This is a genomic window from Streptomyces sp. NPDC056738, assembly GCF_042790435.1.
Taxonomy (GTDB): Bacteria; Actinomycetota; Actinomycetes; order Streptomycetales; family Streptomycetaceae; genus Streptomyces.
The window spans coordinates 269,402-292,967 of sequence record NZ_JBHTZF010000001.1; the positions used below are offsets into that span (position 1 = coordinate 269,402).

General features: G+C 69.6%; 17 protein-coding genes and 2 pseudogenes. 8 read left to right on the plus strand and 11 right to left on the minus strand.

All coding sequences use genetic code 11. The features are described from left to right. The first annotated feature begins 122 nt into the window (after positions 1-122). The gene (locus tag ACFRIC_RS01015) at positions 123-875 is read left to right on the plus strand and encodes a hypothetical protein (protein ID WP_382778354.1); all 753 of its coding nucleotides are present in this window, start codon (positions 123-125) and stop codon (positions 873-875) included. On the opposite strand, the gene ACFRIC_RS01020 is transcribed toward ACFRIC_RS01015, so the two are convergent. Beyond that, positions 839-2,101 (minus strand): LuxR C-terminal-related transcriptional regulator, encoded by a 1,263-nt coding sequence (locus ACFRIC_RS01020; RefSeq protein WP_382778355.1) that lies wholly within the window; start codon positions 2,099-2,101, stop codon positions 839-841. The genes ACFRIC_RS01015 and ACFRIC_RS01020 overlap by 37 nt on opposite strands. Before the next feature lie 608 nt (positions 2,102-2,709). Here ACFRIC_RS01020 and ACFRIC_RS01025 point away from each other — a divergent pair. After that, a complete protein-coding gene (locus tag ACFRIC_RS01025; RefSeq protein WP_382778356.1) occupies positions 2,710-3,375 on the plus strand; it encodes a cutinase family protein in 666 nt (221 codons plus the stop codon). Positions 3,376-3,383: 8 nt separating this feature from the next. On the opposite strand, the gene ACFRIC_RS01030 is transcribed toward ACFRIC_RS01025, so the two are convergent. From ACFRIC_RS01030 to ACFRIC_RS01045, 4 genes are all read right to left on the minus strand, one after another. Further along, positions 3,384-6,575, minus strand: a complete 3,192-nt coding sequence (locus tag ACFRIC_RS01030) for an NACHT domain-containing protein (protein ID WP_382778357.1) — start codon at positions 6,573-6,575, stop codon at positions 3,384-3,386. Further along, positions 6,572-6,922: a trypco2 family protein gene (locus tag ACFRIC_RS01035; RefSeq protein ID WP_382778358.1), complete on the minus strand. Its 351-nt coding sequence runs from the start codon at positions 6,920-6,922 to the stop codon at positions 6,572-6,574. The genes ACFRIC_RS01030 and ACFRIC_RS01035 overlap by 4 nt, the downstream gene beginning before the upstream one ends. A gap of 675 nt (positions 6,923-7,597) precedes the next feature. Next, complete coding sequence (locus ACFRIC_RS01040) at positions 7,598-7,942, minus strand: DUF2750 domain-containing protein (RefSeq protein ID WP_382778359.1); 345 nt, start codon at positions 7,940-7,942, stop codon at positions 7,598-7,600. A gap of 124 nt (positions 7,943-8,066) precedes the next feature. Beyond that, positions 8,067-9,839, minus strand: a complete 1,773-nt coding sequence (locus ACFRIC_RS01045; protein ID WP_382778360.1) for an MOSC domain-containing protein — start codon at positions 9,837-9,839, stop codon at positions 8,067-8,069. Positions 9,840-10,155: 316 nt separating this feature from the next. Here ACFRIC_RS01045 and ACFRIC_RS01050 point away from each other — a divergent pair, with 316 nt between their 5' ends. From ACFRIC_RS01050 to ACFRIC_RS01060, 3 genes are all read left to right on the plus strand, one after another. Continuing rightward, positions 10,156-10,572, plus strand: coding sequence for an Imm1 family immunity protein (locus ACFRIC_RS01050; RefSeq protein ID WP_382778361.1), 417 nt, complete (start codon positions 10,156-10,158; stop codon positions 10,570-10,572). Positions 10,573-10,706: 134 nt separating this feature from the next. Further along, positions 10,707-11,153 (plus strand): hypothetical protein, encoded by a 447-nt coding sequence (locus tag ACFRIC_RS01055; RefSeq protein ID WP_382778362.1) that lies wholly within the window; start codon positions 10,707-10,709, stop codon positions 11,151-11,153. Positions 11,154-11,486: 333 nt separating this feature from the next. Next, positions 11,487-12,089: a DUF6000 family protein gene (locus tag ACFRIC_RS01060; RefSeq protein ID WP_382778363.1), complete on the plus strand. Its 603-nt coding sequence runs from the start codon at positions 11,487-11,489 to the stop codon at positions 12,087-12,089. A 21-nt stretch (positions 12,090-12,110) separates the two neighbouring features. Here ACFRIC_RS01060 and ACFRIC_RS01065 read toward each other — a convergent pair. Together ACFRIC_RS01065 and ACFRIC_RS01070 are read right to left on the minus strand one after the other, a co-directional pair. After that, positions 12,111-12,401 (minus strand): annotated as a pseudogene (locus ACFRIC_RS01065) (IS5/IS1182 family transposase); the annotation flags it as partial. A 197-nt stretch (positions 12,402-12,598) separates the two neighbouring features. After that, the gene (locus tag ACFRIC_RS01070; protein ID WP_382778364.1) at positions 12,599-12,802 is read right to left on the minus strand and encodes a hypothetical protein; all 204 of its coding nucleotides are present in this window, start codon (positions 12,800-12,802) and stop codon (positions 12,599-12,601) included. Positions 12,803-13,046: 244 nt separating this feature from the next. On the opposite strand from ACFRIC_RS01070, the pseudogene ACFRIC_RS01075 reads away from it, so the two are divergent. After that, a pseudogene (locus tag ACFRIC_RS01075) lies at positions 13,047-13,831 on the plus strand (IS5 family transposase). Positions 13,832-13,842: 11 nt separating this feature from the next. Continuing rightward, complete coding sequence (locus ACFRIC_RS01080) at positions 13,843-14,580, plus strand: SMI1/KNR4 family protein (protein ID WP_382778365.1); 738 nt, start codon at positions 13,843-13,845, stop codon at positions 14,578-14,580. A gap of 54 nt (positions 14,581-14,634) precedes the next feature. Here ACFRIC_RS01080 and ACFRIC_RS01085 read toward each other — a convergent pair whose 3' ends face one another. After that, positions 14,635-15,741 carry a hypothetical protein gene (locus ACFRIC_RS01085; protein WP_382778858.1) on the minus strand — a complete coding sequence of 369 codons (1,107 nt, stop codon included), beginning with the start codon at positions 15,739-15,741 and terminating at the stop codon, positions 14,635-14,637. 590 nt (positions 15,742-16,331) lie between these two features. On the opposite strand from ACFRIC_RS01085, the gene ACFRIC_RS01090 reads away from it, so the two are divergent. Further along, positions 16,332-17,834: an FG-GAP repeat protein gene (locus ACFRIC_RS01090; RefSeq protein WP_382778366.1), complete on the plus strand. Its 1,503-nt coding sequence runs from the start codon at positions 16,332-16,334 to the stop codon at positions 17,832-17,834. A gap of 104 nt (positions 17,835-17,938) precedes the next feature. On the opposite strand, the gene ACFRIC_RS01095 is transcribed toward ACFRIC_RS01090, so the two are convergent. From ACFRIC_RS01095 to ACFRIC_RS01105, 3 genes are all read right to left on the minus strand, one after another. After that, positions 17,939-19,621 carry a protein kinase gene (locus tag ACFRIC_RS01095; protein WP_382778367.1) on the minus strand — a complete coding sequence of 561 codons (1,683 nt, stop codon included), beginning with the start codon at positions 19,619-19,621 and terminating at the stop codon, positions 17,939-17,941. 163 nt (positions 19,622-19,784) lie between these two features. Next, positions 19,785-22,271: an ABC transporter permease gene (locus tag ACFRIC_RS01100; protein WP_382778368.1), complete on the minus strand. Its 2,487-nt coding sequence runs from the start codon at positions 22,269-22,271 to the stop codon at positions 19,785-19,787. Then, on the minus strand, positions 22,268-23,086 hold the full coding sequence (locus tag ACFRIC_RS01105) for an ABC transporter ATP-binding protein (RefSeq protein ID WP_382778369.1): 819 nt from the start codon (positions 23,084-23,086) through the stop codon (positions 22,268-22,270). The genes ACFRIC_RS01100 and ACFRIC_RS01105 overlap by 4 nt, the downstream gene beginning before the upstream one ends. Between the last annotated feature and the right edge of the window lie 480 nt (positions 23,087-23,566).

Here is a 23,566-nt window from a genome sequence, read left to right on the forward strand (position 1 = left end):
GTCTTGAGGCAGTGGCAAAGGACACCGGGCGGATGCACCAGGGCCCGCGTCGCGGCAGCACCGACCAGCGCCGCGCTCGAACCGCCTCACGCGGAACTTGCGAGGCTTGCCATACTTCCCCGATGGAGATGCAAGCCGTGGAGGCTGCGCGGCGTTGGCTGGCTGATCAGGGCGTCAGCGAAGTGCGCGACGGGTGGGTGAGCGACGAGGAGCCTGACGTGCTGCTCACAGCCAACCAGGTGGCGCATTCCTGGGCTGCCGACGTGTTCTCCGAAGACCTGACTGCGGGCGACCAGGTGCGGCTGGCCTTGGGGCTGCTGGACCTCCTCGACGACTACTGGGTGACGTGCGAAATCCGGTTCGCGAACGACAGTGCGGAGGGTCCCCTGCCGGCCGACGTCCTGTGGGACGGCTACCGACGGCGTTTGGAGGCTGACAGGGACGCCGAGGCCGTCACCTACTCGCTGTGGGTGGACTGGTTCGAGGACCACACCACGTCCGCGACGGCGTTCGCCGAGGTCCTCGGCGACGACATCGACCGCGTGGTGGCCGAGCGATCGGAAGCCCTGCTTCGCCGGGCCCGTCGGGTGCTGGAGTGCTCGGGCCCTGTGCCCTGGACGGCGAAGGAATCGACGTACAGCACCGCCCTGAGGCTTCCCACCCTGCACTCAGCCGTCTTTCTCGGTCTTCGGGCGAGCTTCCACGACGTCTACGGCGACCTGGAACCGGCCGCCGCGCTGGACCTGCTCGACCAACTCGATCTCCCCTCGAACACCCGACACCTGGCCGAGCTGCGCCACGTACTCGCCGCGGGACACAAGAACCACTACCGCAGTCCCTACGCCTGGGAGGACGCGGTCCGCTCGTCCTCATGAGTCGTGGGCCCGGCAGACCGCGCACGCTCGTGGGGTCCATCGACGCGATCCAGGTCGAGGTGTCGGGCCAGGGCCGTCCTGGAGCGGACTCCGAGCTGGGTGAAGATGTTGCGCAGGTGGTACTCGACCGTGCGGGTGCTGATCGACAACTGGCGTGCCACCTCGCGGTTGGTGGCGCCCTGGGCCACCGACCGGGCGATGCGCCGCTGCTGCGGGGTGAGCTCGGTCAGCGGGCCCGTCTCGGATCGGGGCGAGGTCACGGCGGTGGGCGTCTCGCCGGCCGCCCTGAGCTCGGCGTCGGCCTGCTCGGTCCATACAGCGGCACCGCACTGGTCGAACCCCATGACGGCGCTGCGTAGTTGGGTACGTGCCTCCACCGGACGGCGTCGTCGTCGCAGCCACATCCCGTACGCGAGGTGCGTCCGGGCGTGCTCGTAGGGGCTGTCGACCGTCCCGTGTCGGGCCAGGGCCGCGATGAAGAGGTCTTCGGTCCGCTCGTCGTCGGCCACCAGCGCCCGGCAGCGCAGCACCACCGCCGGGGCCTGCGGGTCCGCTCCCCGCGCGGCCCACTGGGCGTACTGGTCGATCAGGCGCTCCACGTCCGCGTCCATGTCGTGGCCTGCGAGGACCGCGGACTCGACGTAGCAGGGGACCGCCATCATCCACAGACCGAAATGCCCCTGGCGCGGTCCCGCGTGAACGAGCGGCGCCAGTCGCGCGGCGGCGTGTTCGGCGTTGCCGTGGCCCAGGTCCGCGCGGGCCCGGGCCCACTCGGCGAGCGTCCTGGTCTGACCGAGCCCGTGGGCGTGGGCGATGCGCAGAGCCGACTGCGCGTGCGCGGCGACCACGGCCGGGTCGCCCGCGATGGAGGCGGCCAGGGCCAGAACCGCGGAGAGCCCCGCCGTCACATTGCTCTGCGGGTGCTCGGCAGCGGCCTCCAGCCCGGCCTCCGCGTGCACACGGGCCTGGTGGTGTCTGCCCTCACGCAGTTCGGCGTAGGCGAGGTGCTCCAGGATGCGGGGAAGGAACGTCGGCGTCGTCTCGGAGCGGGCGGTGGCCAGTGCGAGGCCGAGGACCTGTCGCGCCGTCGCGAGGTCACCCAGCATGAGCGCGATCGTGCCCGCGGAGAGGAGCCGAGAAGCCTCCTGTTGTGCCTTCAGTACGTTCAATACGGGGCCGAGCAGCGCATGGGCGCCTTCGAAGTCGCCGTGGAGGGCACGGTGCATGCCGTCGCGGTACGCACGCCAGAACACCTCGACCGGATCGCGGCCGGCAGCCTCGGCGAGAGGTTCCCCGTCGGGAGGCCCGGCTGGAGGGCCGTCCGGAGGGCACAGCTCATCGAGCGCCGCGAGGTATCCGTCGCGATCGCCAGCGGACCAGGCTGCCAGAGAGGCCTGGACACCCGCCTCGCGTGAGCGGGCCGCGTCGGTCGTTCGCAGGGTTCTGGCGGCCAGGAGCAGAAGGTTGTGGGCGTCGGAGACGGGACCGTCGCGCAAGAGACGAAGACCGAGTGTCATCTCCGCGTGTTCGGACGGCAGTTGCTCGGCTCGCGCAGGATGAGCGTCCGGTCGGTCGGGATCCGTGCCAGTCGTCCCATGGCCCACGCGCACCACCGTTCTCTGCGGTCTTGCTGTGCCCGATGGTAACGAGCTGCCGACAGCCGCGGGCCCGGTTCCCCGGCATTGCGGACCGTCCACCCGACAGGGGTGCACCGGTGGTCGACTGGTGATTCCACCGATACGTACGAGGCGTAGGGCTTCCTACGGTGCTTGTGTGCTCGGAGAACGACCCATGTCTCGAGCACTCGTACCACCGCTCGAGAAAGAGGAACCCCATGTCCCGTCATGCGTCACGGCGTCGTCTCACTCTCGTATCCCTCGCCGGCGTCGGCGCTCTCAGCGCGGCCGGCCTCACCCTGCTGCCCTCCATGGCGTCCGCCGCCCCGTGCTCCGACGTCGAGGTCGTCTTCGCCCGGGGCACCGGAGAAGCCCCCGGGCTCGGCATCACCGGAACCCCCCTGGTGAGGAACATCAAGAACGCCCTGCCGGGCCGGACCGTGTCGTCGTACGCCGTCGACTACGCGGCGAACTTCTCCCAGACGAGTGCGGGGCCCGGCGCCACCGACATGACGAACCGGGTCAAGGCCACGGCGGCCAACTGCCCCAACACGTCGTTCGTGCTGGGCGGTTACTCCCAGGGCGCCAGCGTCACCGACATCGCCCTGGGAATCTCCACACGGCTGGGCAGCGGCCGCACCATTCCCGCGGGACTCGCCGGTCGCGTCAAGGCCGTCGTCGTCTTCGGCAACCCCCTGCGTCTCTCGGGCCGCACCATCGCCTCGGCCAGCGACGTGTTCGGCGCCAGGGCCAAGGAGTTCTGCAACACCGGCGACCCGGTCTGCGGCAACGGCCGCAACAGCGCCGCGCACCTGACGTACCACCTCAACGGCAGCGTCGAGCAGGGCGCGCGGTTCGCCGCCGAGCGGGTCGGGCTGGGTTGAGTGGTCAGCTACTGGTTGCTGAGCTGGATCCGGTCTCCGAACCTTTCCGTGCCCAGGATGGCGGAGCGCCCCGGGAGCACGCCCCATACGTAGAGCTCCAGGTCCGGCAGCCTCTGCAAGTCCGTCAGATCGAGTACCTCGGGACCACCACCGTCCAGCCCCAGGTCCAGAGTCGTCAGGTGGGGAAAGGCCCTACGTAACTCTGGAATGCGGGTGTGGTTGCGCAGACCGCTGATCTTCAGGCTCTGGACACGAGGATTCGGGTCGAGGGAGGTCAAGTCGTCGAGGGAGCCGACTCTCAGCTCGATCCGCGTGAGCCTGGCCGCGCCGAGCGCGGCCCGGAGAATCTCCGGTACGTTCCGGTCGCCCCAGAGGGTCAGGTGTTCCAGGTACGTCCAGGACTTCAGGTCCGTGAGCCCATGGCCGTATTCGGCCCCGAGTATCAGTTCGCGGACACCTGGATGCGGCGGGAGGACCGCCGCGCCCGAACTCAGCCTGAGATAGGACAGATTGAGTTCAAGCAGGGCCGAGAGGTCGCTGAGTGACTGGCAGTCCCAAACCTCGAGCCGTGTCAGGCCCACGCGGCCTCGGAGGAAGTCGAGGTTTCTGACCAGGCCGTTTCCCCGCAGCGCGAGGGACTTCAGGTCCACCGGCAGACAAGCGTCCAGATCGACCCCCGGATACGAACCGCTCACCGAGATTTCGGCGATGGCCTCGAAGACGCTCAGCCGCTTGAGCTTCTCCGGCTGGTCGACAGCCAGAAAGGGCACGCGCATCCCTACCAGTACCTCATTCGCGTACGCCTCCAGAGGATGGGCATCCCACACCCTGGCGACTTCATTGCGAATCTGCGGATCGGGATGGGTCGCGTATCTCCGAAGCTTCTGTCTCGCCTTGTCGCTGCGCACGAGTGCGAGCAGCCGCACCGTGGACCGGGTCACCGAACCAACGGGACCGTCCGAGTCCGGCTGCACCTCCACGGCCCAGTCGCCCAGCGCCGCCATGTCCTCAACTTCCGTGTCCAGGGGCGGCATCAGCGCTCCCACACGGCTCTTCAACGCCCATGTCAGTCCGGAGCTCAGCTGTCGCAGACTGACAGCGCAGCGGGCCGCCAGGACGTACAAAGAGCACCGCTGCTCCCGGCTCACTGCTTGGTCACCGAAAGCGATGAGGTGCTCGATGAGCCTTTCGGCGTCCCAGCGTGAGGCGTGGCCGACGCCCAGCACCAGCACGTCCTGCCAGGCTTCGTCGAGGGCGTGGTGCAGGAGTTCGGGGAGATATCCGCTTTCGTGGAACTCCTTGGCCGCCAGGAAGTCCTGGAACGTGCGGTGGATGAACTGGATCGCGTTGTCCCCGCGTTCCTGGAGCAGTCCGCTGCGGTCGAGAAGGAAGCGGAGGATGCGCTCGGGGGTGCCCTGTTCCTGTACCTGCGGCATGTCACCCACCAGCAGGCCGAGTTGGTGAACGGCATCGCCCTGAGTCATCTGCTGCTGTCCGGTCCGCACCAGCCAGATGGCGAGCCGCTGCAGAAGCGTGTGCTGGTCGTCCGGTTCCAGGGCGATGTGATCGATGTGCCGAACGCCCCGCCCTGCGTCGCGCCCGCCGAGAAGCATGGACAGGGCAGCCCGGTACAGCGACCAGCGGGTGGTGGGCATCAGTCCCCGACGGCGGCGGTGCAGGGCACAGATCACGGCACACAACAAGGGGGTTCGGGCGAGGTCACCCAGCGCGGTGTTCCGCTTCAACTGGTGCAGCAGATCTCCTTCGAGGAAGGTGAGGAGCTGCTGTTCCTCCCCGCGGCGCCCGGCGTCGTAGAAGTGATCGCATTCGAGGCGGGCCGCGTTGTGCCAAGCCCGGACGAAGGCACGGATGTCGTCGTCGCTCATGGGCAGCAGCGTCAGCTCGGCGAAGCGGTCCTGCTCAAGCCACTGTTCTTCGACCGCGTTGGGTCGGACGGTCGCCACACATCGGGTATTGGGGTAACGATCGAGGAGGTCCGAAAGCCAGCGTCGGGCCTCCTCCCGCTGCGGCGCGGACACCTCGTCCAGGCCGTCCACCAGGAGCAGTGCCCGGCCCGCCGTGAGAACCCGGGCGGCCCAGCCGTCCGGCGGGCCGCCCGTGATCGTCTGACTCGGGGAGAGAAGTTGCGCCACCGAGGGGAAACCGCCGCGCGCGTGTACTTCACGCAAGGGGATCACGAACGGAACAAGCCCGTTCAGCTCGGTCAGCTGCTCGCCGAGAGTGCCGCTCGCGGCATGGGCGGCGAGCCACCACACGAGCGTCGTCTTCCCGGCCCCCGCTTCGCCCCGGAGCAGCACGCGGGGCCGCCTGGCGAGCAGTTCCTCGATGCGCCTCGTGACGCCCCAGTCCGGTTCGGCCCACGGCCTCTCCGCGTGCGAGCTGGATTCGGCCCGCAGGCTCAAGTAGGCGGTGTCCAGGTCCCAGCGGGCCTCGCTCCGGCCGAGTTCTTCGATGCCGAAGATCTCCGTCCGGCGGTACTGAGAGCTCAGATCCCTGGCGTACTCCGCCTCGAAGTGCTCGTCCTGGGGGTGGACCTGGGTGACCTTCTCCGGGCGCGAGTTGCGCGAGAACGGTCCGTCGCTCACGTCAGCGGCGGACCTGATCGGTGCCCCTTCGATCCTGAGGTGGTCGCGGCCCTGCGGCACCTGGGTCACCACACCGAGCAGCACAGGACCCGCGAAGACCGGGGCTCCAGACAGCCCGGCAAGAGGGGTGGTTCCGTCCCCTCGGTCCTCGGCCGCCGACCGGTCCAGTTCGCAGACGAGCCTTCCCCTCATCCGTCCGGCCATCGGCAGCACCGTCGCCCTGTACTGGTCGTACTCCAGATCCTCACACCGATCCCCGTAGCGCTGAACCTCAGGGAAGCCGACGATCTGGCAGTTCGGCAGAGGGGAGTCGGTGGCGGCTTCGCCGTACCTCAGACGGCCCATCGGCGCGGCGCGTGCGGCACTGATCACATCCCTGTCGGCGAGCAGCACCGCGATGTCGTGTTCCTTGTCCGCCCAGCCGACCGTGCACATCACCGGTACGCTCGACGTGGGATGAAACACCTCGACGCGCCGGCTGTCCGCGACGACGTGCCACGCGGTGAGCACCTGCCTCCGGTCGAGCAGCACCCCACTCCCCTGGCCGTCGCCCCACACCACGACGACGCGGTCCAGGACGCTCCCCCCGTTCACCGCCCGTCCTCAGCACCGCCGAACTTCCCTACGCTTCCCCGTTTCTCGTTCCGCACCTTCCACGGGCGCCCGGTCCGCGAGTCCAGCGCCTTGAGTGTGACCGCGACACGATGAGTACGCGTGCGGCTGCCGCCCCCATCCACCCCCGCTTCGACGACCCACGCCTTCACCTTGACGCCGCCCTGTATCTGCTTCTGCAGTTCGACATTGAACTCCAGCTCGATGTCGCCCACTTCGAAGACAACGTCCTGCCCAGACGCCCGTGACGCCGCGAGGATCAGTTGATCCCGTACGACTTGAACGGCGTCGGCCAACTCGATGCGACTGTCGGTGTGTTCATCAGCCATGCGTCCCCCTTGACGGCCGTTCGGCAGAGCCACGCTAATGGTGCGCCCGACGGCTCGTCAGGACTTCACCGGAACGGGGGCCGGAGAAGACATACAGTCAAGTGTCCGGACTTGACCTTGACGGAATTGACCGAATCCAAGTCGAGAAAGCCACCACGGCCAGCCGACGTGCGGATGTTCACAACCCCTTCGCCCTGGTGGCGATCACACCGAAAATGGCGATGCCATGAGGACTACTCCTGGTCCGAGGAGGCCAAGCCGTATACGAACCGCAGGGCTCCGAACGAGGCAGCAACCAGCTCTTCGACGGAGACCTCTGCAGGGCCGCGGCGGGTGCCGAGCGAGAGTCCCTCTCGGACCTTGGAACGCACGTACTCGGATAGCTCGTCTTGGATCAGCGAGCGGACCAAATGAAGCCCCCTCACGCGTACCGTCGGTCGCGCAGGTCCGCCGTCGCGTACGGGCGGCGCCATTCCTTGAGCCGTACTCGACGACCGGGGCCCCCGCTGTTACCCGGTCCGGACCTTCCACACGGTCGGGGCGATCGCGTGGCGATGATTCCTCCGCCGCCGACCCGTCTCGGCGTCCGCCCCGGCACGACGGCTCCCCTCGCGGCCTCTGCACGTCGGTCGACGGCACGGCGGAACCACGATCTGATGATCGGCAGACATCGGTCTAGCCGGCCGCCGCCAGTCGGTTGAGGACCTCCTGCGGGGTGAAGTCCCAGCCGGTCAGGCGTGACCCGCTCCAGTTGATGCCGATCTTGAGGCCATCCCTGGCGTAGTCGGGCATTTCGCGATCGCGCCAGGTGTCCAGCGACAGGGATTCGACGCGTAGGCCGTTCCCCCAGATCTTCGCTGCCCTCTCGGCGCGGGCCGAGGTCGACCAGAAGGGAAGACTGCGTGTGCCGTCCGCGGCGAGGTGAGTCGGCATTCCGTCGTCGTCCCGGACGAACCAGACCACCCCGCTTCGGCTGACGTCTCGGAAGAATGCCGCCGCTTGCGAACCGCTGTGACTCATGACCGGAGAGCCTATGGGTTCGCCTCCGCTCATTCGCTGTGAGGTCCCGAACGACCCCGGTTCGCGGTGTCGAGCACGTACGCGTGGACGACCCGACGAATGGGGTTCACGTGGCCACCCCTGGTCAGAGATCGAGGATCACGTCCTGGTGGGGCCGCGAGCAGCAGATGAGAACGTTGCCGTCGGCCGGGGCGTCGATGGGGTCGGGTGAATAGTCGACCCGGCCGGAGACGAGGGCGGTCTCACAGGTGTGGCAGACCCCGCTGCGGCAGGACCACCGGACGGGAACGTCGCAGGCTTCGGCCAGATCGAGGAGAGTGCCGTAGCCGGCGTCCCAGGGCACGGTGAGGCCGCTGCGGGCGAACGAGACGGAGGGCCCGGTGCCCGGCCCGGGCGGGGAGGCGGGCGCGTGGGGTGCGCGGGCGTCGGTGGGCAGCACGCCGGGCGTGATCGCGGAGACCGTCCCGAACATCTCGGTATGGATCCGCGACGGCTCCAGCCCGCAGCCCACCAGAGCCGCGGTCATGTCATCCATGAACGCGGTCGGCCCACAGACGTACGCGCGCGCCTCCGGCGGCAGGTCCAGGCCGGTCAGGACCGCGCCGGACAGCCTGCCGACACCGTCGTAGTCCTCGCCGAGGCGGTCGTCGTCACGTGGACGGCTGTAGGCGACGTAGCGATGCCCGGCGGGCAGGCGCGACAGCAAGCCGCCGACCTCCGGAGCAAACGCATGTTCGACTCCGTCGCGTGCGCCGTGGATCCACCACACCTGGCGAGGGTGCTTCATGGCGACCAGGCTGTGCAGCATGGCCAGGACGGGAGTGGCCCCTACCCCCGCCGAGATCAGCACCACGGGCGCCGAGGTCTCACCGAGGACGAAGGTCCCTCGGGGCGCCGCCACGTCCAGGGTGTCGTGCACGGCGACGTGCCGCCGCAGGTAGACGCTGCCGACGCCGTGCGGTTCCTGCTTGACGCTGATCCGGTACGACGGGTCACCGGGCTGCCCCGACAGGGAGTAGCTACGGATGACGGAAGGACCCTGCGGGTCCGGCTGCATGCGGACCGTGACGAACTGGCCGGGCAGGGCGGAGGGGAGCGGTTCATCGTCCGGGGCGCCGAGGAGGAGCGAGAAGACGTCGGAGCTCTCCGGGACGATCGCGGTGACCGTGAGAGGCCTGAATCCCTGCCAGGCGGGTGGTGGAACCGCCGCCGCGCCGGTCAGCCCGGCGTTGCCGGTGGACGCCCCGGTGCCGTGCGCCTCGTCGAGGAGCGACTGCATGGATGTCCGCCAGCCGGGGCTCAACGCGGGGATGCGCAGGGCCCGTTCGAGATGCTCCTGGGGGTGGTCGGCCTTGTACAGGAGGGCGTCGATGTCCGCCACGGTCATGCCCTCCGGACCGTCGGCGATCTTGACGATGTCGTCGCCCGCCCGCACGAGTCCTTCGGCCAGCACCTTCAGATAGAAGCCGGGACGGCCATGGGCCACGAGCAGAGCGGGCATCCGGGGTTCGTTCATGCGCAGGCCCACGCGGTAGCACGTCACACGGGGCTGTGTGACCTCGAACAGGGCGTCCCCGATGCGGTACCGGTCCCCGATGCAGACCTCGTCGTCCGGCAGGCCGTCGACCGTGAAGTTCTCCCCGAACTGACCGTGGACGAAGTCGTCCCGCCCCAGATGCTCCTGCCAGTATCGGTAGGAGTCCAGTTGGTAGACCAGGACGGCACGGAAGGGGCCGCCGTGACCGCCCAGGTCACCCTGCCCGTCGCCGTCGATGTTGAGCCGCCGGACCATGCGCGGTCCTTCGACCGGTCGCTTCCAGATGCCCGTGCGGGTGGTGCGGCCCTTCCAGGGCACATCCTGGGGCAGCCCCACGTTCACCGCGATGAGTGTCGCCATGCGCGGCCGTCTCCCGTCGAGTGGTGTTCCTTCTCGCGCCGGTACCCCGAGTCTCCACGGCAACGCGGCGCCGCGCATCCTCGGCCGACAGCGGGGCACGGGTCCGCCTTGTCCTGAACAGCCTGGGGGCGGCAGCAGGGGCTCTATGCGCTGCCCTCCCAGGGCGTGTCCGTCGAATCGACTCGACCTGCCACAAGATCAATTAACAGAGCAGGTCGCCGCGACTAAGGTTCCGGGCCGGGACAGTAGTGTGCGTCGCCCCGGCATGGCACGGGGATCACCAGAACGACGGGGGCGCGGGATGTTGCGGGGCGCGGTGGCAGTCTTCAAGGAGGAGCACCGGGATGCACCGTTGCTGCTCGATTCGGAGCACGCGATCGACGCGATGGTGGACGCGTTGATCGTCGCCGGCCCGCTTCACAAAGGGGCCCAATTGGAGTCCCTGGACCGCCAAATGCTGTCGTCGGGCCTGCCGGACCACATCTTCCTGGTCGGGGTCAGCGCCGATGGGCGTTTCGGCATCCTCTCCTACAGCACGGGTGAGGAGGGCGCGTTGATCCCCGCCGGCAAGGCCACCGTGCCCGTCGCGACCTACATGTTCAACACCTACCCCCGAGAGTTCCTGGAGCCGCCGGAAGTCCCTGTCGACGTCGTGCGCCGGGCCGTGAAGGAGTTCGTCCTGTCCGGCGGTCAAAGGCCCACGTGCCTCGAGTGGCGGGAAGAACCGTACTGACCCCCGGCACAGAGCCGAGGCAGCAGGTGGCGAGCGGGGTGTGCGCAATGCAGCCCAGCAGGTCGTTCGCGGCGGCCGGACCTGCTGCTCCCCCGCTTTGGGATTCGGGTTTCGGCTGCTGGCAGGATGGCCGGATGGACGACGACACCGCCCCCACCCGGGTCGACGAGGTCAGCCTTCGTGCCACCAGTTCGCCGGCGGTGAGCGAGGCGCTCATGCGGCTCGCCGCAGCAACCCGTCACGACACCGCAGAGTTCGAGCAGGCTCTCTTCGGCCTGGCGCTGGTGTGCGCGGAGGCACCTGTTGAGGCCCTGGAACTCCTCGTCGCGGCTACGGCGGCACAAGATGCGCTCGTTCGGCGCGCAGGGATCGAGGGTCTCGGCATCTTCGGCCCCGACGCCGTGACGCACGCGCCGATCATCGCGGCCGCGCTCCGTGACCCGGATCCCGATGTACGGGCGGCAGCGCATGTTTCTCTCAAGTCCGTACTCAGGCGGAACGAGCCTGACGAGGAACTTCGCACTGCCGTTCGCCGGGCAGTCGAGCAGGTCGAGCAACGGCCGCCGGGAGACGATAGGTGATCATCGGGCTGGTTCGCGGAGCCGGAGATAGTGGTCCCCAAAGTAGTAGCTCTGGGCTTAAATCCGTTGCTCCGGGTCACTCACCAACAGCCTCTATCTTGCCCCCAGTCAGTGGGAGTGCCCGGCCCTCCACAACCACCACTACCCAAGGGAATGGGCAGACGGTCCAAGACGGCCGACCGGCATCGGAGGTGTCCGCGTACGACGCGTGGGAGCGAGTCCTACGCGCGTGTCCGGCCCGCTCCTGATATCAGCCACCGAGGTGGCGCCCTCGGGTGGACTTGCGTTCCGTCCCCGCCCTCAACTGCGTGGTTGTCGCGAGAGGATGGAGTCGTGATCCGCCACGACTCTGAGATACGGGACCTGTTCCAGCGCTATTGCGCCCCCGAGCGACGCTATATGAAGCTCGGCGGAGCGGTCCTTCGTATGCCGCCCGAGAAGTACGAGCCGTTCGTTCATGCCCTGGCCGCTGATGCGAAGGCTGTTTCCGACGCCGAGCTCACCATTCTCCTCGAAGGCAGTTGGCGGGAGCGGCGCACCGCGGCATGGCTCGCCGCCGTCTCGCGTCGTGACCACTTCCGCGAGCGTCTGGGAGCGCTGCTGCTGGAGAGCGAGCTCTGCTGCGCGGGTGGGGCCTACTGCCTTGCGCTGGCGAGTTTCGGCACCGCGCGCGACGCCGACCTGCTCGCCGCATACCTGGATCGGTACCTGCGTCGGCCCGACCTCGCCTACGACCAGCCAACGGCCATGGGCGCCCTGGCGTACACCGACTCCGTCCTGCAAGGCGACCGGGCCGGCCGCCTCCTCCAGAAAGGCGGCCTGTGGAGCCAGTGGTTCCAGGACGCGCCCCACGTGCGCGGCGATGCCGACATCTCCGACTACGTGGGTGGTATCCGCCGCGCCTGTGCCGTCGTCGACGAGTGCGCCGACGCCTGACCCATTGGCGTTACTAGCTGATCATTTCAGAAACCGTATGCGGGGTTGCCGAAGGCAGATGATGGTGTGGGCGAGTTCGAGAAGTCCCTGGTGGACGTCGGCTCGTTGCTCACGGCGGGCACCGAGTCGTTTGAACTGATGGAGCCAGGCGGAGGCCCGCTCGGCGACACAGCGGGTGCGGCCGAGGCCGGAGCCGTGGGCGACGCCGCGTCGGGTGATCAGGGGTCTGATGCCGCGTTTCCGTAGCAGATAGCGGTACTTGTCGTAGTCATACCGTCGGTCGACGAAGAGCCGCTTGGGTCGGTTGCCCGGTTCCGATGCCCACCGGTGCAGCCCGGTCCGGCACCGGCAGTTGTCCGGGCTGGCGGTGACGTCGAGGCGGCCGCTCTGGCAGCAGTGGAGCGATTCACTCCCACAGGTCGTCGGAGACAAGATCGATAGACCCCAGCCGGACCCTGCCCAGAAGGACTTTCAGCCGCCAGCCGATACGCCACTCTCGCCCGAAGTGCTCATCGGCCCTCTTCCGGCGCTGACCGCCGGTCGGCGAGGCGCTCCTGGTCGGGGGCGACACCGGCACGAGCCTCGGTTCGGTGACCCCGTGCCAGGTAGTCCCGGACGATCAACTCGACAGCGTCCTGCGGGCTCCTGGTGCCGGCCAGCAGCATGACTTCGATGGCCAAATCGCTGTCCAGGCTGATGGTGACCTTCGACATGACACCTCCTGAAGGGTTCCCGCGGAGCCTATCCAAGCGGCTGACGGTCGGCGATGGGGAGGTTGCCGTACCTGGAAGGGAGGGGCGGATCGGGAAGCCCGGCCGGTCACGGGCGTCTCATTCTGCGACGAGCACTTACCGATCGCTTCAGAATGAGTTGAGCTCAATTCTTGCACTCGGCGATCTTGATCGGCAGGGTGGGCGGGTGCGCGCTGATCTTGTTCCTGACGACTTGTAGGAGCGAGTGGCTCCGCTGCAGCCACCCGCCCCCGAACGACGCCACTGCTACCCCCGGCGACTTCGCGTTCCGGACTGGGCCGCCCCCGCTGGCATTCTGTACGTGCTTCGGACCGGCTTTGCCTGGCGCGACGTCCCGGTCGAGACCGTAGGCTGCTCCGGAGTTACGGCCTGGCGTCGACTGCGGGACTGGACGGCGGCCGGCATCTGGCCGCGCCTGCATTCCGCCCTGCTGACCGAACTCCGCCACGCGAACGCGCTGGAACTGGACAACTGCGCCGTGGACGGCTCGCACGTCCGGGCTCTCAAAGCGGAGATCACGTCGGCCCCTCGCCCGTCGACCGTGCTCGTCCAGGCTCCAAGCACCATCTGATCGTCGATTGTCACGAAACCCCGATCGCCGTCACGCTCACCAGCGGCAACCGTCACGACGTCACCCAGCTACTGCCCCTGCTCGACGCCGTCCCGCCAACCCGAGGTCTGCGGGACGGCCCCGCCGCAAGCCTCGCCGCGTGCACGCCGACCGTGGCTACGAACGACTTCGACAAATACCGCCGCCTGGCTGCGGAAGCGCGGTATCAAGCCGACGATCGCCAGCGTGGCATCGCCCACGGATCTGGGCTGGGCAAGGTGCGCTGGGTCGTCGAGCGCGCGTTCGCCTGGCTGCACCAATTCAAACGTCTCCGCGTCCGCTACGAGCGCCGCGCCGACCTTCATCAAGGCCTGCTCGAACTGGCCTGCTCAGTCATCTGCCTGCGGCGTCTTCGCAAGGCTGTCCGACCCCGGCAGTAGGCTCCTGGGGCATGACCTCCGCTGGGCGAACCGGTTCCTCCCTCCAGACTGCAACAGATCATGCCGTTCCGGACGAGCATCATGGGCCCGACGACGCGCTGATCGAGAAGCTGCGTGTCCGAGCCTGGGATCCGGGCCTGCGGTTCGACACCGCCGAGGTCCCACTCGCCTGGATCAGAAAGCACTTTGGTGGAGAAGAGTTTGAGCACCTCAGGGGTCCGCGCAGTCCCAGGACGGTCACACTCGACGCGCAGGCCCCGGAAGTAGCAGGCTACTTTGCAGATGCCCCGCGCGGGCCACTGTTCCCGCCGATCACGCAGCAGGAGATCGAGGCTGCGGAAAGCGCCATCGGGTACCCCTTGCCGGAACTGCTCCGCCGGATCTACACGGAGGTCGGCAACGGTGGCTTCGGACCCGAAGCCGGCATCGCATCGCTGACCCCAGGCCAGCGCGCCCCGGGGCACATGACCGACTGGCCCTCCTCAGTCCGCGAGCACGAGCGCAGCCGCACTTTCGGCATGCCGACTTCCTGGCTGTTTCTTGCGCCAGGCGGCTGCTCGATGGAGTGGTACGTCTCGTTGCTCGCAGCCGACAACCCCGTGCTCTTCTTCGACGCGGACGAGTGGGACCCAGACGAAGGCCAAAACCCCCACGACGGTCTCTGCCACACAACCGCGTCACTCAGACAGTGGCTGCGGACCTGGGCAGATGGCGGCGGTGTCCAGGCTGAGGTACTCCGTCGCCCATAAGTCACCGCCCTACCCTGCCCACGTCCATCAGGCCTTTCATTCTGCAACGAGCCCTTAGTAGATCCCCGCGCGCATGTGCTGCGTGCGATCGTCAAGGATCTCGCGCAGCCATCGGCCGCGGACGGCCAGCAGCCGGACCAGGGTGTGCTCGAAGATGCTCGGGTCGAAGCGGAACAGGCGATGAGGGCGCGGCGCGGGCGGATCGTCGCGTAGAACGCCGTCTGGCATGGTGCCCGCGGCGGGGAGTGGGAGGTGCGGCTCGGGGGATGCCAGCCACTTCCACACCCCGAACGGCAGCGGCACGGGGTAGGCCGATGCCACTGGGCCGGTCGGGCCCCAGAGCTCTCCTGTCTGGGGGTGGGTGGGTAGGAGGAGTATGTCGGCGTCCGTGTCGGGGGCGGGCAGTCCTGGTCCGGCGAGGACGGCTCGGCGTGGCTGCGGGCCCGCAGGCAGCAATACGTCGAGGGCACGTTGGAAGACTTCCGCGATGAGGCCCTGCGGGACCGTCACGGGCCGACCGTCCGAGGCCGCCAGCAGGTGTGCGAGCGCCCGACTGGCCGCTGCCTCCCACTGCGGGTTCCATGACCACCAGTGGTCCAGCTCGTGCAGCGAACCCCATCGGGCGAGCGGTGCGACCGGGAGCGTGCCCTTCTCCCTCGCCAGCGCTTCCGCCCAGGAGAGCGGCGCGGTTTCGGCGTCGCCGACGTGGACACGGCGCACGGCGTCCGGCACGAGCCAGACCGCCTGCCAGAGTGAGCAGTCGTCGATTCGGTTCGCCACCGGCAGGCCGCACGCCTCGCAGGCCAGGTTGGGGCTGTCTCCCCAGTCGAGGCCGCAGCAGTAGCCGCCCGCGTTCTCCGGGACGAGTACTGTGCCTCGGACCTCCCCAGGTGCGATGACTATCGCGCCGGGCGCGCCTTCGGACAGGGCGTGGACCGGTGCGTAGACGCCGCGGTCCGCCGCCTCGTCCGGATCGAGGTTCTCCCAGCTTCGCCACGGCGGCCCCCAGGGCTCCGGGTCCACGGCGAACGTGCCCGACTCCATGAGCACCGGGAGCTGAATTCCGTTCCCGTACTTCTGACGGGCGTGGGTCGGCAGTGCGACCTGGGACAGCGGGACGGTCAGACTGGCGCCACACCCCGCACACGAAAACGAACAAATGTCCTCCGCTAGAGAATCAGCGGGCATCGTCGCAGCCGAGCAGCGGACCAGCCAACGGGTTTTCGCGGACCGGCCAGCAGGCTTTCGTTCCCCGCCAACGGGCTTTCGTGCCCCGGCCAACAGGTTTTCGTGCCCCGGCCAACAGGTTTTCGTGCCCCGGCCAACAGGTTTTCGTGCGCCGGAACGCCAGGGCAGCGCGCAGCGCTTGGCAGCCGTGCGTTCGCCGACACCGATCCGCGTCTTGCTCCCGCGCTGTGTCCCCCGGCCCCGCTCCACCTCACACAACACCACACCCCACCCACGCTCTGTCCCGCCCCGCCCAGAAAGGGTCCGCGACCCACCTCCCTCGCACCGACTACAACCCTGGACGAACCTCGGGTGTCTTCTGGGTGGGCGGATGAAGGCGTCGGTCTCAACACGTCCTCCGACGGGGGGACTTGCATGACCGCAGCCGCCGTCCGGCGAGCCTGGAGTCATGCCGGTCCCCCGGCCCCATCAGCACTGTCCACCCCATGGGCACCGTCCACCCCGTCCGTCTCGGCCGAGCCGGACGCCGCAGGCAGTTCAGGAACCCAAGGAGGTTCGCTCCTGTGCGTCACATCAACAGTGCGGTCCTGACGGCCGTGGCGCTGTTCGCCCTCGGGGGCGGAGCGGTGATCGCGGCCCCCGCGGCACAGGCCGCGACGCCCTTCCCGTCCATCGGCTGGCAGCAGCACAACTGCGACTTCGACGGCAACGGATTCGACGACGTGCTCATCGGCGCCCCGGGTGCCACGGTGAACGGCGCCAAGTCCGCCGGTTACGTCTCCGTGCAGTACAGCTCGTCGAGCGGTCTCAGCACTACCAAGAAGAGCGTCCTGCATCAGAACACCTCGGGCGTTCCGGGCGCCGCCGAGGCCGGTGACGGGTTCGGCGGCGCCGTGGCCTCCGGCGACCTGAACAACGACGGTTACGACGACGCGATCGTCGGCATCCCAGGCGAAGACCTCGCCGGGCTGTCCGACGCGGGCGGTGCCGTCGTCTTCTGGGGTTCGCGGAGCGGCCTGCACGGGTCCGACAGCAGCTGGCTGGAGGACACCGACCACCTACGGGCCGGCGCGAACTTCGGTCTGGCCATCGAAGCCGCCCGGTACTTCGCCCCGGACCCGGCGAACCCGGACGCCAACCCGCGCGACAGCATCGCCTTCCTGGAGAACGACACGCTGCTGTTCTTCACTTCCGCGCCGACCACGGCGGCCCGGCAACTGAAGACCGTGGAAACACGGGTGCACGCTCGGGACCTGAGCCCGTCGGACACCGGCTTCGCGTTCCGAAGCCTCAGCCACGGCAACTACAACGAGGACTCCTGGGCCGACCTGGCGATCTCCGGTGTCACCACCGGCGACCAGCCCGGCGTCGGTGCCACCCAGGTGCTCCACGGCGCGCCCGGCGTCGACGCACTCGGTGACGGCGGCGCGTTCGAAGGCGGCCCCGCGATCGTCTCCAGCGACTTCAACCACGACGGCCAGGACGACCTGGCCATCGGTGACACAGGCGCCGGGTCGGCCGTCGGCGGATCCGTCTCCGTGTACCTGGGCAAGGGCGACCTCTCCGGTCTCGACCCGACCCCGGCGCAGACATGGACGCAGGACTCCCCCGGCGTCCCCGGCACGGCCGAGCCCGGCGACCGGTGGGGTGCCGAGCTGTCCTCAGGTGACACCGACGGCGACGGCCGCCCGGACCTCGCCATCGGGGCGCCAGGGGAGGACGTGGGTTCCGTGTCCGACGCGGGTGCGGTCTGGACGCTGCGTGGCGCGCCGGGCGGGCTGACGGCATCCGGCGTGCGCAGCTTCGACCAGAACTCCTCCGGGGTTCCCGGCACGGCGGAAGCCTCGGACCGCTGGGGCGCCCAGGTGCGGCTGATCGACGCCAACCACGACGGCCGCTTCGGCCTGCTGGCGGCGGCACCGGGCGAGAACACCGACGACGGCTTCGTATGGGTGATCCCCGCGTCGTCATCGGGCCTCACCGCCAAGGATTCCTGGACGTACGACGGGGCTCGTCTCGGGGCGCCGACGGCCAACGCACGCTTCGGATCGGCGATCGACGAGTAGCGGAAGCCGCCTGAAGGCCTGCGAGTTCGGCCCCTTCGTCTCGGAACTCACCGGCCTGGACGCGGCTTACGGGCCGGTGGGGAGTGCGCACCGGCCCGCGTTGGTCAAGGAGCGGGCGTGGGCGCGGATTTCGGACCCGACAGCCGGAACATACTCGCCACCAACGCCGCACAGCCCAGGACGAAGAACCACGAGCCAGACTGGAGGAAGCCCAGACCCCGCTCCCCCACGATGCCCAGTGTGATGTAGAGGGCGAGGAGTCCTCCCACGAACGTGGCGGTCAGGTAGTGCAGGCGCCGGACAGTACGAGGTACCGGGCCCGTCGGGAAGCGACGAAGCTGGGCGAACACGGCAACGCAACTGGTGATCGCGAGGCCGGCCGCGGGCACAAAGGGCCACGTGCCGCCGAACGGCCAACCGGGCCACCACAACCACCAGTCGCTGAAGAGATATGCGAATACGGACGCATGGCCGCCGAACGGCAGGTATAGCGCCAGCCCGAACGCCATACAGGCGACCGACAGGAAGAGGGCGCGGCGCACTGCCCAGGGGTGGGGCGCGCGGAATGGTGTGACGGACGTCGCCGAGGCCTCGACCGCACTGCCGGACGCGGGACGGGCGCCGGGCGCCTTCGTCGCCCTCGGCGGCCGAGTCGGCGATGCTGCCGCCGCGGCGCTGCGCGGTGGCTCGGAGGAGCCCGTGGAGGGTGCGGGCCCCGGAGCAGCGGGCGACGGCTTCGGGCGCGCCGGCTTCTTGCGGGTCGGCGTGTTGCCAGCCGGCTTGCTACGGGACGCGGATGCCGCCGCCTTTTTGGGCTTCCTACGCGCAACCTCTCCCGGAACAGCCGGCTTTGACGTCAGAGGCGTCGATGCGGCCACCGCCGGCACGGCAGCCCCGGTGACCGTGACCGCAACAGCCGCCGCCACCTTCTCCGGCAACCACACCAAGGCGTCGCTGACAATCTCGGTAGGCGTGTAGCCCAAGTCGCCCGCCATGTCAGCAAGTTCGCCGATGAGCGCGGCCACGTCCGGCCGCTGCTCCGGATCCTTCACCAGACAGCGGGCCACGATCCCCAGGCCCTCGGGCAGCCCGTCCAGCCGCGGTTCCTCGTACGCGATACGGAAGTTGAGCGACTGCGCGGACCCCGTGCCGAACGGGCCGACGCCGGTTGAGGCGTAGGTCAGGACGGCGCCGAGGGCGAACACGTCGGTGGCGGGCGTCACCGGATCCCCGGTGAGTTGCTCGGGCGACATGAATCCGGGCGTGCCCACAGCGGTGCCGGTGCGCGTCAGCACCGTGGCCTCGGCCGCCACGGAGATCCCGAAATCGACGACCCGGGGTCCGTCGGAAGCGATGAGCACGTTCGACGGTTTGAGGTCGCGGTGGATCAGACCGGCCGCGTGGATGGCCTCGAGCGCTTCGGCCAGTCCCGCTCCGAGCGCACGTACCGAGGCCACGGGCCACGGGCCGTGCGCGGCGACCGCCTGGTCCAGTGCCATCCCCGGCACGTAGGCGGTGGCCAGCCACGGGGGCGACCCGTCGGGATCGGCGTCCACGAGGGCGGCCGTGAAGAACCCGGTGACCTTCCGGGCGGCCGCCACCTCCCGGGCGAACCTGCGCCGGAACCCGGGATCGTCGGCGAGCTCCGGCCGCACCACCTTGACCGCGACCAGCCGCCCACTGGGCGAACGCCCCATGTACACGCGGCCCATCCCGCCCGCCCCGAGCAATCCCACGATGCGGTACCGGCCCACCTGCCGCGGGTCGGTCGGCTTCAGCCCCTCCATCGGGTTCCCCCTGACTCCCCTGGATCACCGTGCGTGCGTCATTACACACCACGGGATCACCGGGATCGGCAGACATCACCGTCCGTGGGATCACTCCGAGCGAGCGGGCACCTCTCGCCCGGCCGGTTCGAGATCTCAGATCCGAGATCTCAGACCCGAAATCTCATGCCCGTCCGTCACGCAGTACGGCTCGCGCCGGGAGGGTGACGGCGAGGAGGCCGAGGCCGATCGCCGTCGTGGCGAAAGCCCCGTACAGCAGCGGGGGTATGTACGGGGACTCCCCCGTCAGGCCGCGCGTCATCGGGATCAGAGTGGTCACCGCGATGGTCGTGCCCAGGAGCACGCCCGTCGTCGCCACCAGCAGGCCCTCCCAGCGGAGCATCCGCATCACCTGGAGCCGGGTGGCGCCGACCAGGCGGAGCATGCCGAGTTCACGGCGTCGGTCGAGGACGGTCATCACGAGGGTGTTGGCAGCGGCGACGGCCGCGAAGCCGCCGAGGACCGCGGCCATCGTGTAGTTCGCCCAGGCGTTGAGTTCGCTGTCGGTGTTGCGCGCGGCGGCGTAGCCGGAGGCGTCGGTGACCTTGCCCAGGGGCGTCAGGGCCTTGGCGTCTCCGCCCCGTACCAGCAGCGTGCTGTCGAAGCCCGACGTGACGTGGGTGGCCAGCGAGGACCGGTCCATGGTCACCGCCGGGAGGCCGAGGCCGCGCCCGTACACGGCGACGACCTCGGGCCTGGCCTTGGTGCCATCGGGGAGGTAGAGCGGCAGCCTGTCGCCGATCCCGACGTGCGCCGAGGTGGCGAGCGTCTTGTCGATGGCGATACGGCCCCGGCCGACCCGGTCGAGGCTGCCACCCCGTACGTCGAGGTCCTGCACCTTCGCGAGCCGCGCGCCGGAGCCGGAGATGCCCTGGGTCGCGGCGCCTTGGAGCCATCGGTCTCCGCCGGAGCCGACGGGCACCAGTACCTGCGTCTCGAGGAGGCCGACGGCCGCGTCGACTCCCGGAAGGCGAGCGGCCCGGGCGACCATGTCGGCAGGCAGTCCCGCCGGATCCGTGACGACGTGGTCCGCGATGACGCCCGCGCGCAACTGCCGCGCGGCTACGCGAGTTTCGCTCGTGTGCAGGAAGACGAGCGTCGAGGCGAACGCCATGGCCAGCACGATCGGGGTGATCGCGGACGCCATCCGTCGTGCGTTCGTACGGGAGTTGGCGGCCGCCAGTGACACCGCGGCGCTGCCGTCGCGCAGCGCCAGCCCGAACAGCGTGGCGCACAGCCGCGCCACCAGGGGGCCGAGGAGCGCGACGGCGAGCATGAAGAGCATCACGACGCCGAGCGCGGCGTTGGCGGCGTCGTCCCCAGCCGAGCGGGCAGCCAGGCCGGTGAGGAACCCTCCGCCGACGACGGCTCCGATGCCCAGTCCGGTACGGATCACGCCCGGCCGCAGCCGCTCCACCGACGCGTCGGTGAGGGCCTGGCCCGGCTTGGTCCTCGCGGGCCTTCGGCCGGCCGCCCACCCAGCCACCAGCGCCGTCAGCAGTCCCAGGGCGACGGCGACCAGGAGCGGGATGAAGGACACGTGCAGGTAGACGGCTTCCGGAATGGCTCCGCGGTCCTTCAACTGCCCGAACCACCAGTGTGCGAGGCCGATCCCGGGCAGGCAGCCGGCCAACCCGGCGAGGGGTGCGACGAGCAGTGCCTCCGCGGCGACCGCGCGGCGGATCTGCCGCGGGGTGGCTCCGATGGCGCGCAGCAGCGCGAATTCCCGGGCGCGCTGGGACACGGACAGGGCGACCGTGCCGGCCGCCGTGAAGACGGCGACCACGGTGGCGATCCCGCCGAAGGACCCTCCGATGCCGGTGAGCGTCTCCTTGGCGTATCCGAGCCCGTGCTCCTCGACGGCTCCGCGATCGTCGCCCGTGTAAACGTGGGCCCGGGTGCCGGTGAGCGCCTTCTCCACTGCGTCGGCGACGTCGTCGGTGTCCGCACCGGTCCTGGCGAGTACGGCGATCGCGTCGGCCTTCCCCGGGTGCCCGGCGAGCACGGGCGCCTGGGCGTCGGAGAACCAGCCCGTCGCGGCCCTGGGCACGTCACCGGTTCCGGCCTTCGCCAGCCCGGAGACACGGAACTCCGCACGCCCGGTGGCGGTTTCGAGGGCGATGGTGTCGCCGACGGCGGCTTTCGCGGCGGTCGCGTCGAGTACGACCTCGCCGGTACGGGGCGCGGTCCCGGAGACGAGCACGGCACCGGTGAAGGCGTGCGAACCCCAGCCGTGGCCGGTCAGCGCTCGGCCATCCTGACGCACGGGGAACGTGAAGTCCGGTACCGCCGAATTCACTTGGGGTACGCGGGCCGCTCTGCGCGCAAGTACGGCATCCACGCGCGCGACGTCCGGCAGCAGTCCCGGGGAGTCCGACCGGCCGTCGCCGCTGCCCGTGACGAGATGGGCGTACTGGTCGGCGGCCACGACAACCGCGGCCCTCCCATACCGCTCCGCCGGTACCGAGGCTCGCGCACCCGTCTCCAGGAGGATGCCGCAAGCGGAGACGATCAGCGCCGACATCATCAACGCCACGAACGTGCCCGCGAACGAAGCGGGTTTGAAGCGCACGGCCGCCCGGGCGAGGCCGTTGGGGGCGAGCCTGCTCACGCCGCGACCCTCGCCGTCGCGCCCGCTCCGGAGGTGAGGGCGGCCATCCGCGCCGCGATCTGTTCCGGCGAGCCGCGGTCGAGACCGCCGGCGAAGACACCGTCCGCGAGGAACAGCACTCGGTCGGCCCAGGTGGCGGCAGCCGGGTCGTGGGTGACCATGACGACCGTGGCGCCGAGGGAGTCCACCGCGTGCCGCAGCAGACCGAGGATGTCGGCCGCGGTGGTGGTGTCGAGAGCGCCCGTGGGCTCGTCGGCGAAAATGACGTCCGGGCTGGTGACGAGTGCCCGGGCGATGGCGACACGTTGTTGCTGGCCGCCGGAGAGCTCACCGGGCCGACGTCCGGCCTTGTCGGCGAGTCCGACCCGCGTCAGCACTTCGGCGGCGCGGCGGCGGTCCCGGCGCTGTCCGGCCAGCCGCATCGGGAGCAGCACGTTCTGCTCGACGGTGAGGGACGGCAGCAGGTTGAAGGCCTGGAAGACGAAGCCGAGGCGACTGCGGCGCAGCTCGGTGAGCTGGTTCTCCCGCATTCCCGTGATCTCCGTACCACCGAGCCGTACGGAGCCTGCCGAGGGCCGGTCGAGCCCTGCCGCGCACTGCAGGAAGGTGGACTTGCCGGAGCCGGACGGGCCCATGACGGCCGTGAAGGTGCCTCGGGAGAGGGCGAGGTCGATGCCGGCGAGGGCGTGTACGGCGCCGTTGCCGCGGCCGTACTGCCGTCGTACGCCGCGCAGTTCGACGGCGAAGGCGGAGGTACCGCCCTGGACCCCCGTCGGGCCGTCCGTCGTCCGCCGCTTGTTCCCGCGCAGCCTCAATGTTCCGCCCTCTCACGATCTTGTCGTAGCGATACCTCGACGCTACGGATCGCGGTCACCGCGGACCATGGCGGCTACCGGCGGATCGGGGGTGGGGATAACCCGAGGCCGACCACTTCGCGGCGCACACAGACGACGCGATCGGGCTCCGCGCCGCGACTCGGTCTCTCCGCGGGGGCACGGAGACGACGAAGCCGGACTCTTCGCGAAGCACGAAAACACGGCAGCACGGCAGCACGAACCCACGAGTTCGACCTCCTCGCCGAGCACGGACGCGACGGGACCGGCGCCGGGGCGCACGCGTCACCGTCCGATCCGCACCGGGGCCGGGGCCAGGGCCAGGGGGCTGACGTTAGCCGCCGTTGGGGCGGTCGGCGGTCCGCCACTCCGGAATCCGACCACGTCGCCCGCACGGTCCGGGCAGTTCAAGCCATCTCGCCGACCGCTCAACTCCGGGGTCGGGCCGACCGGTTCGAGAAT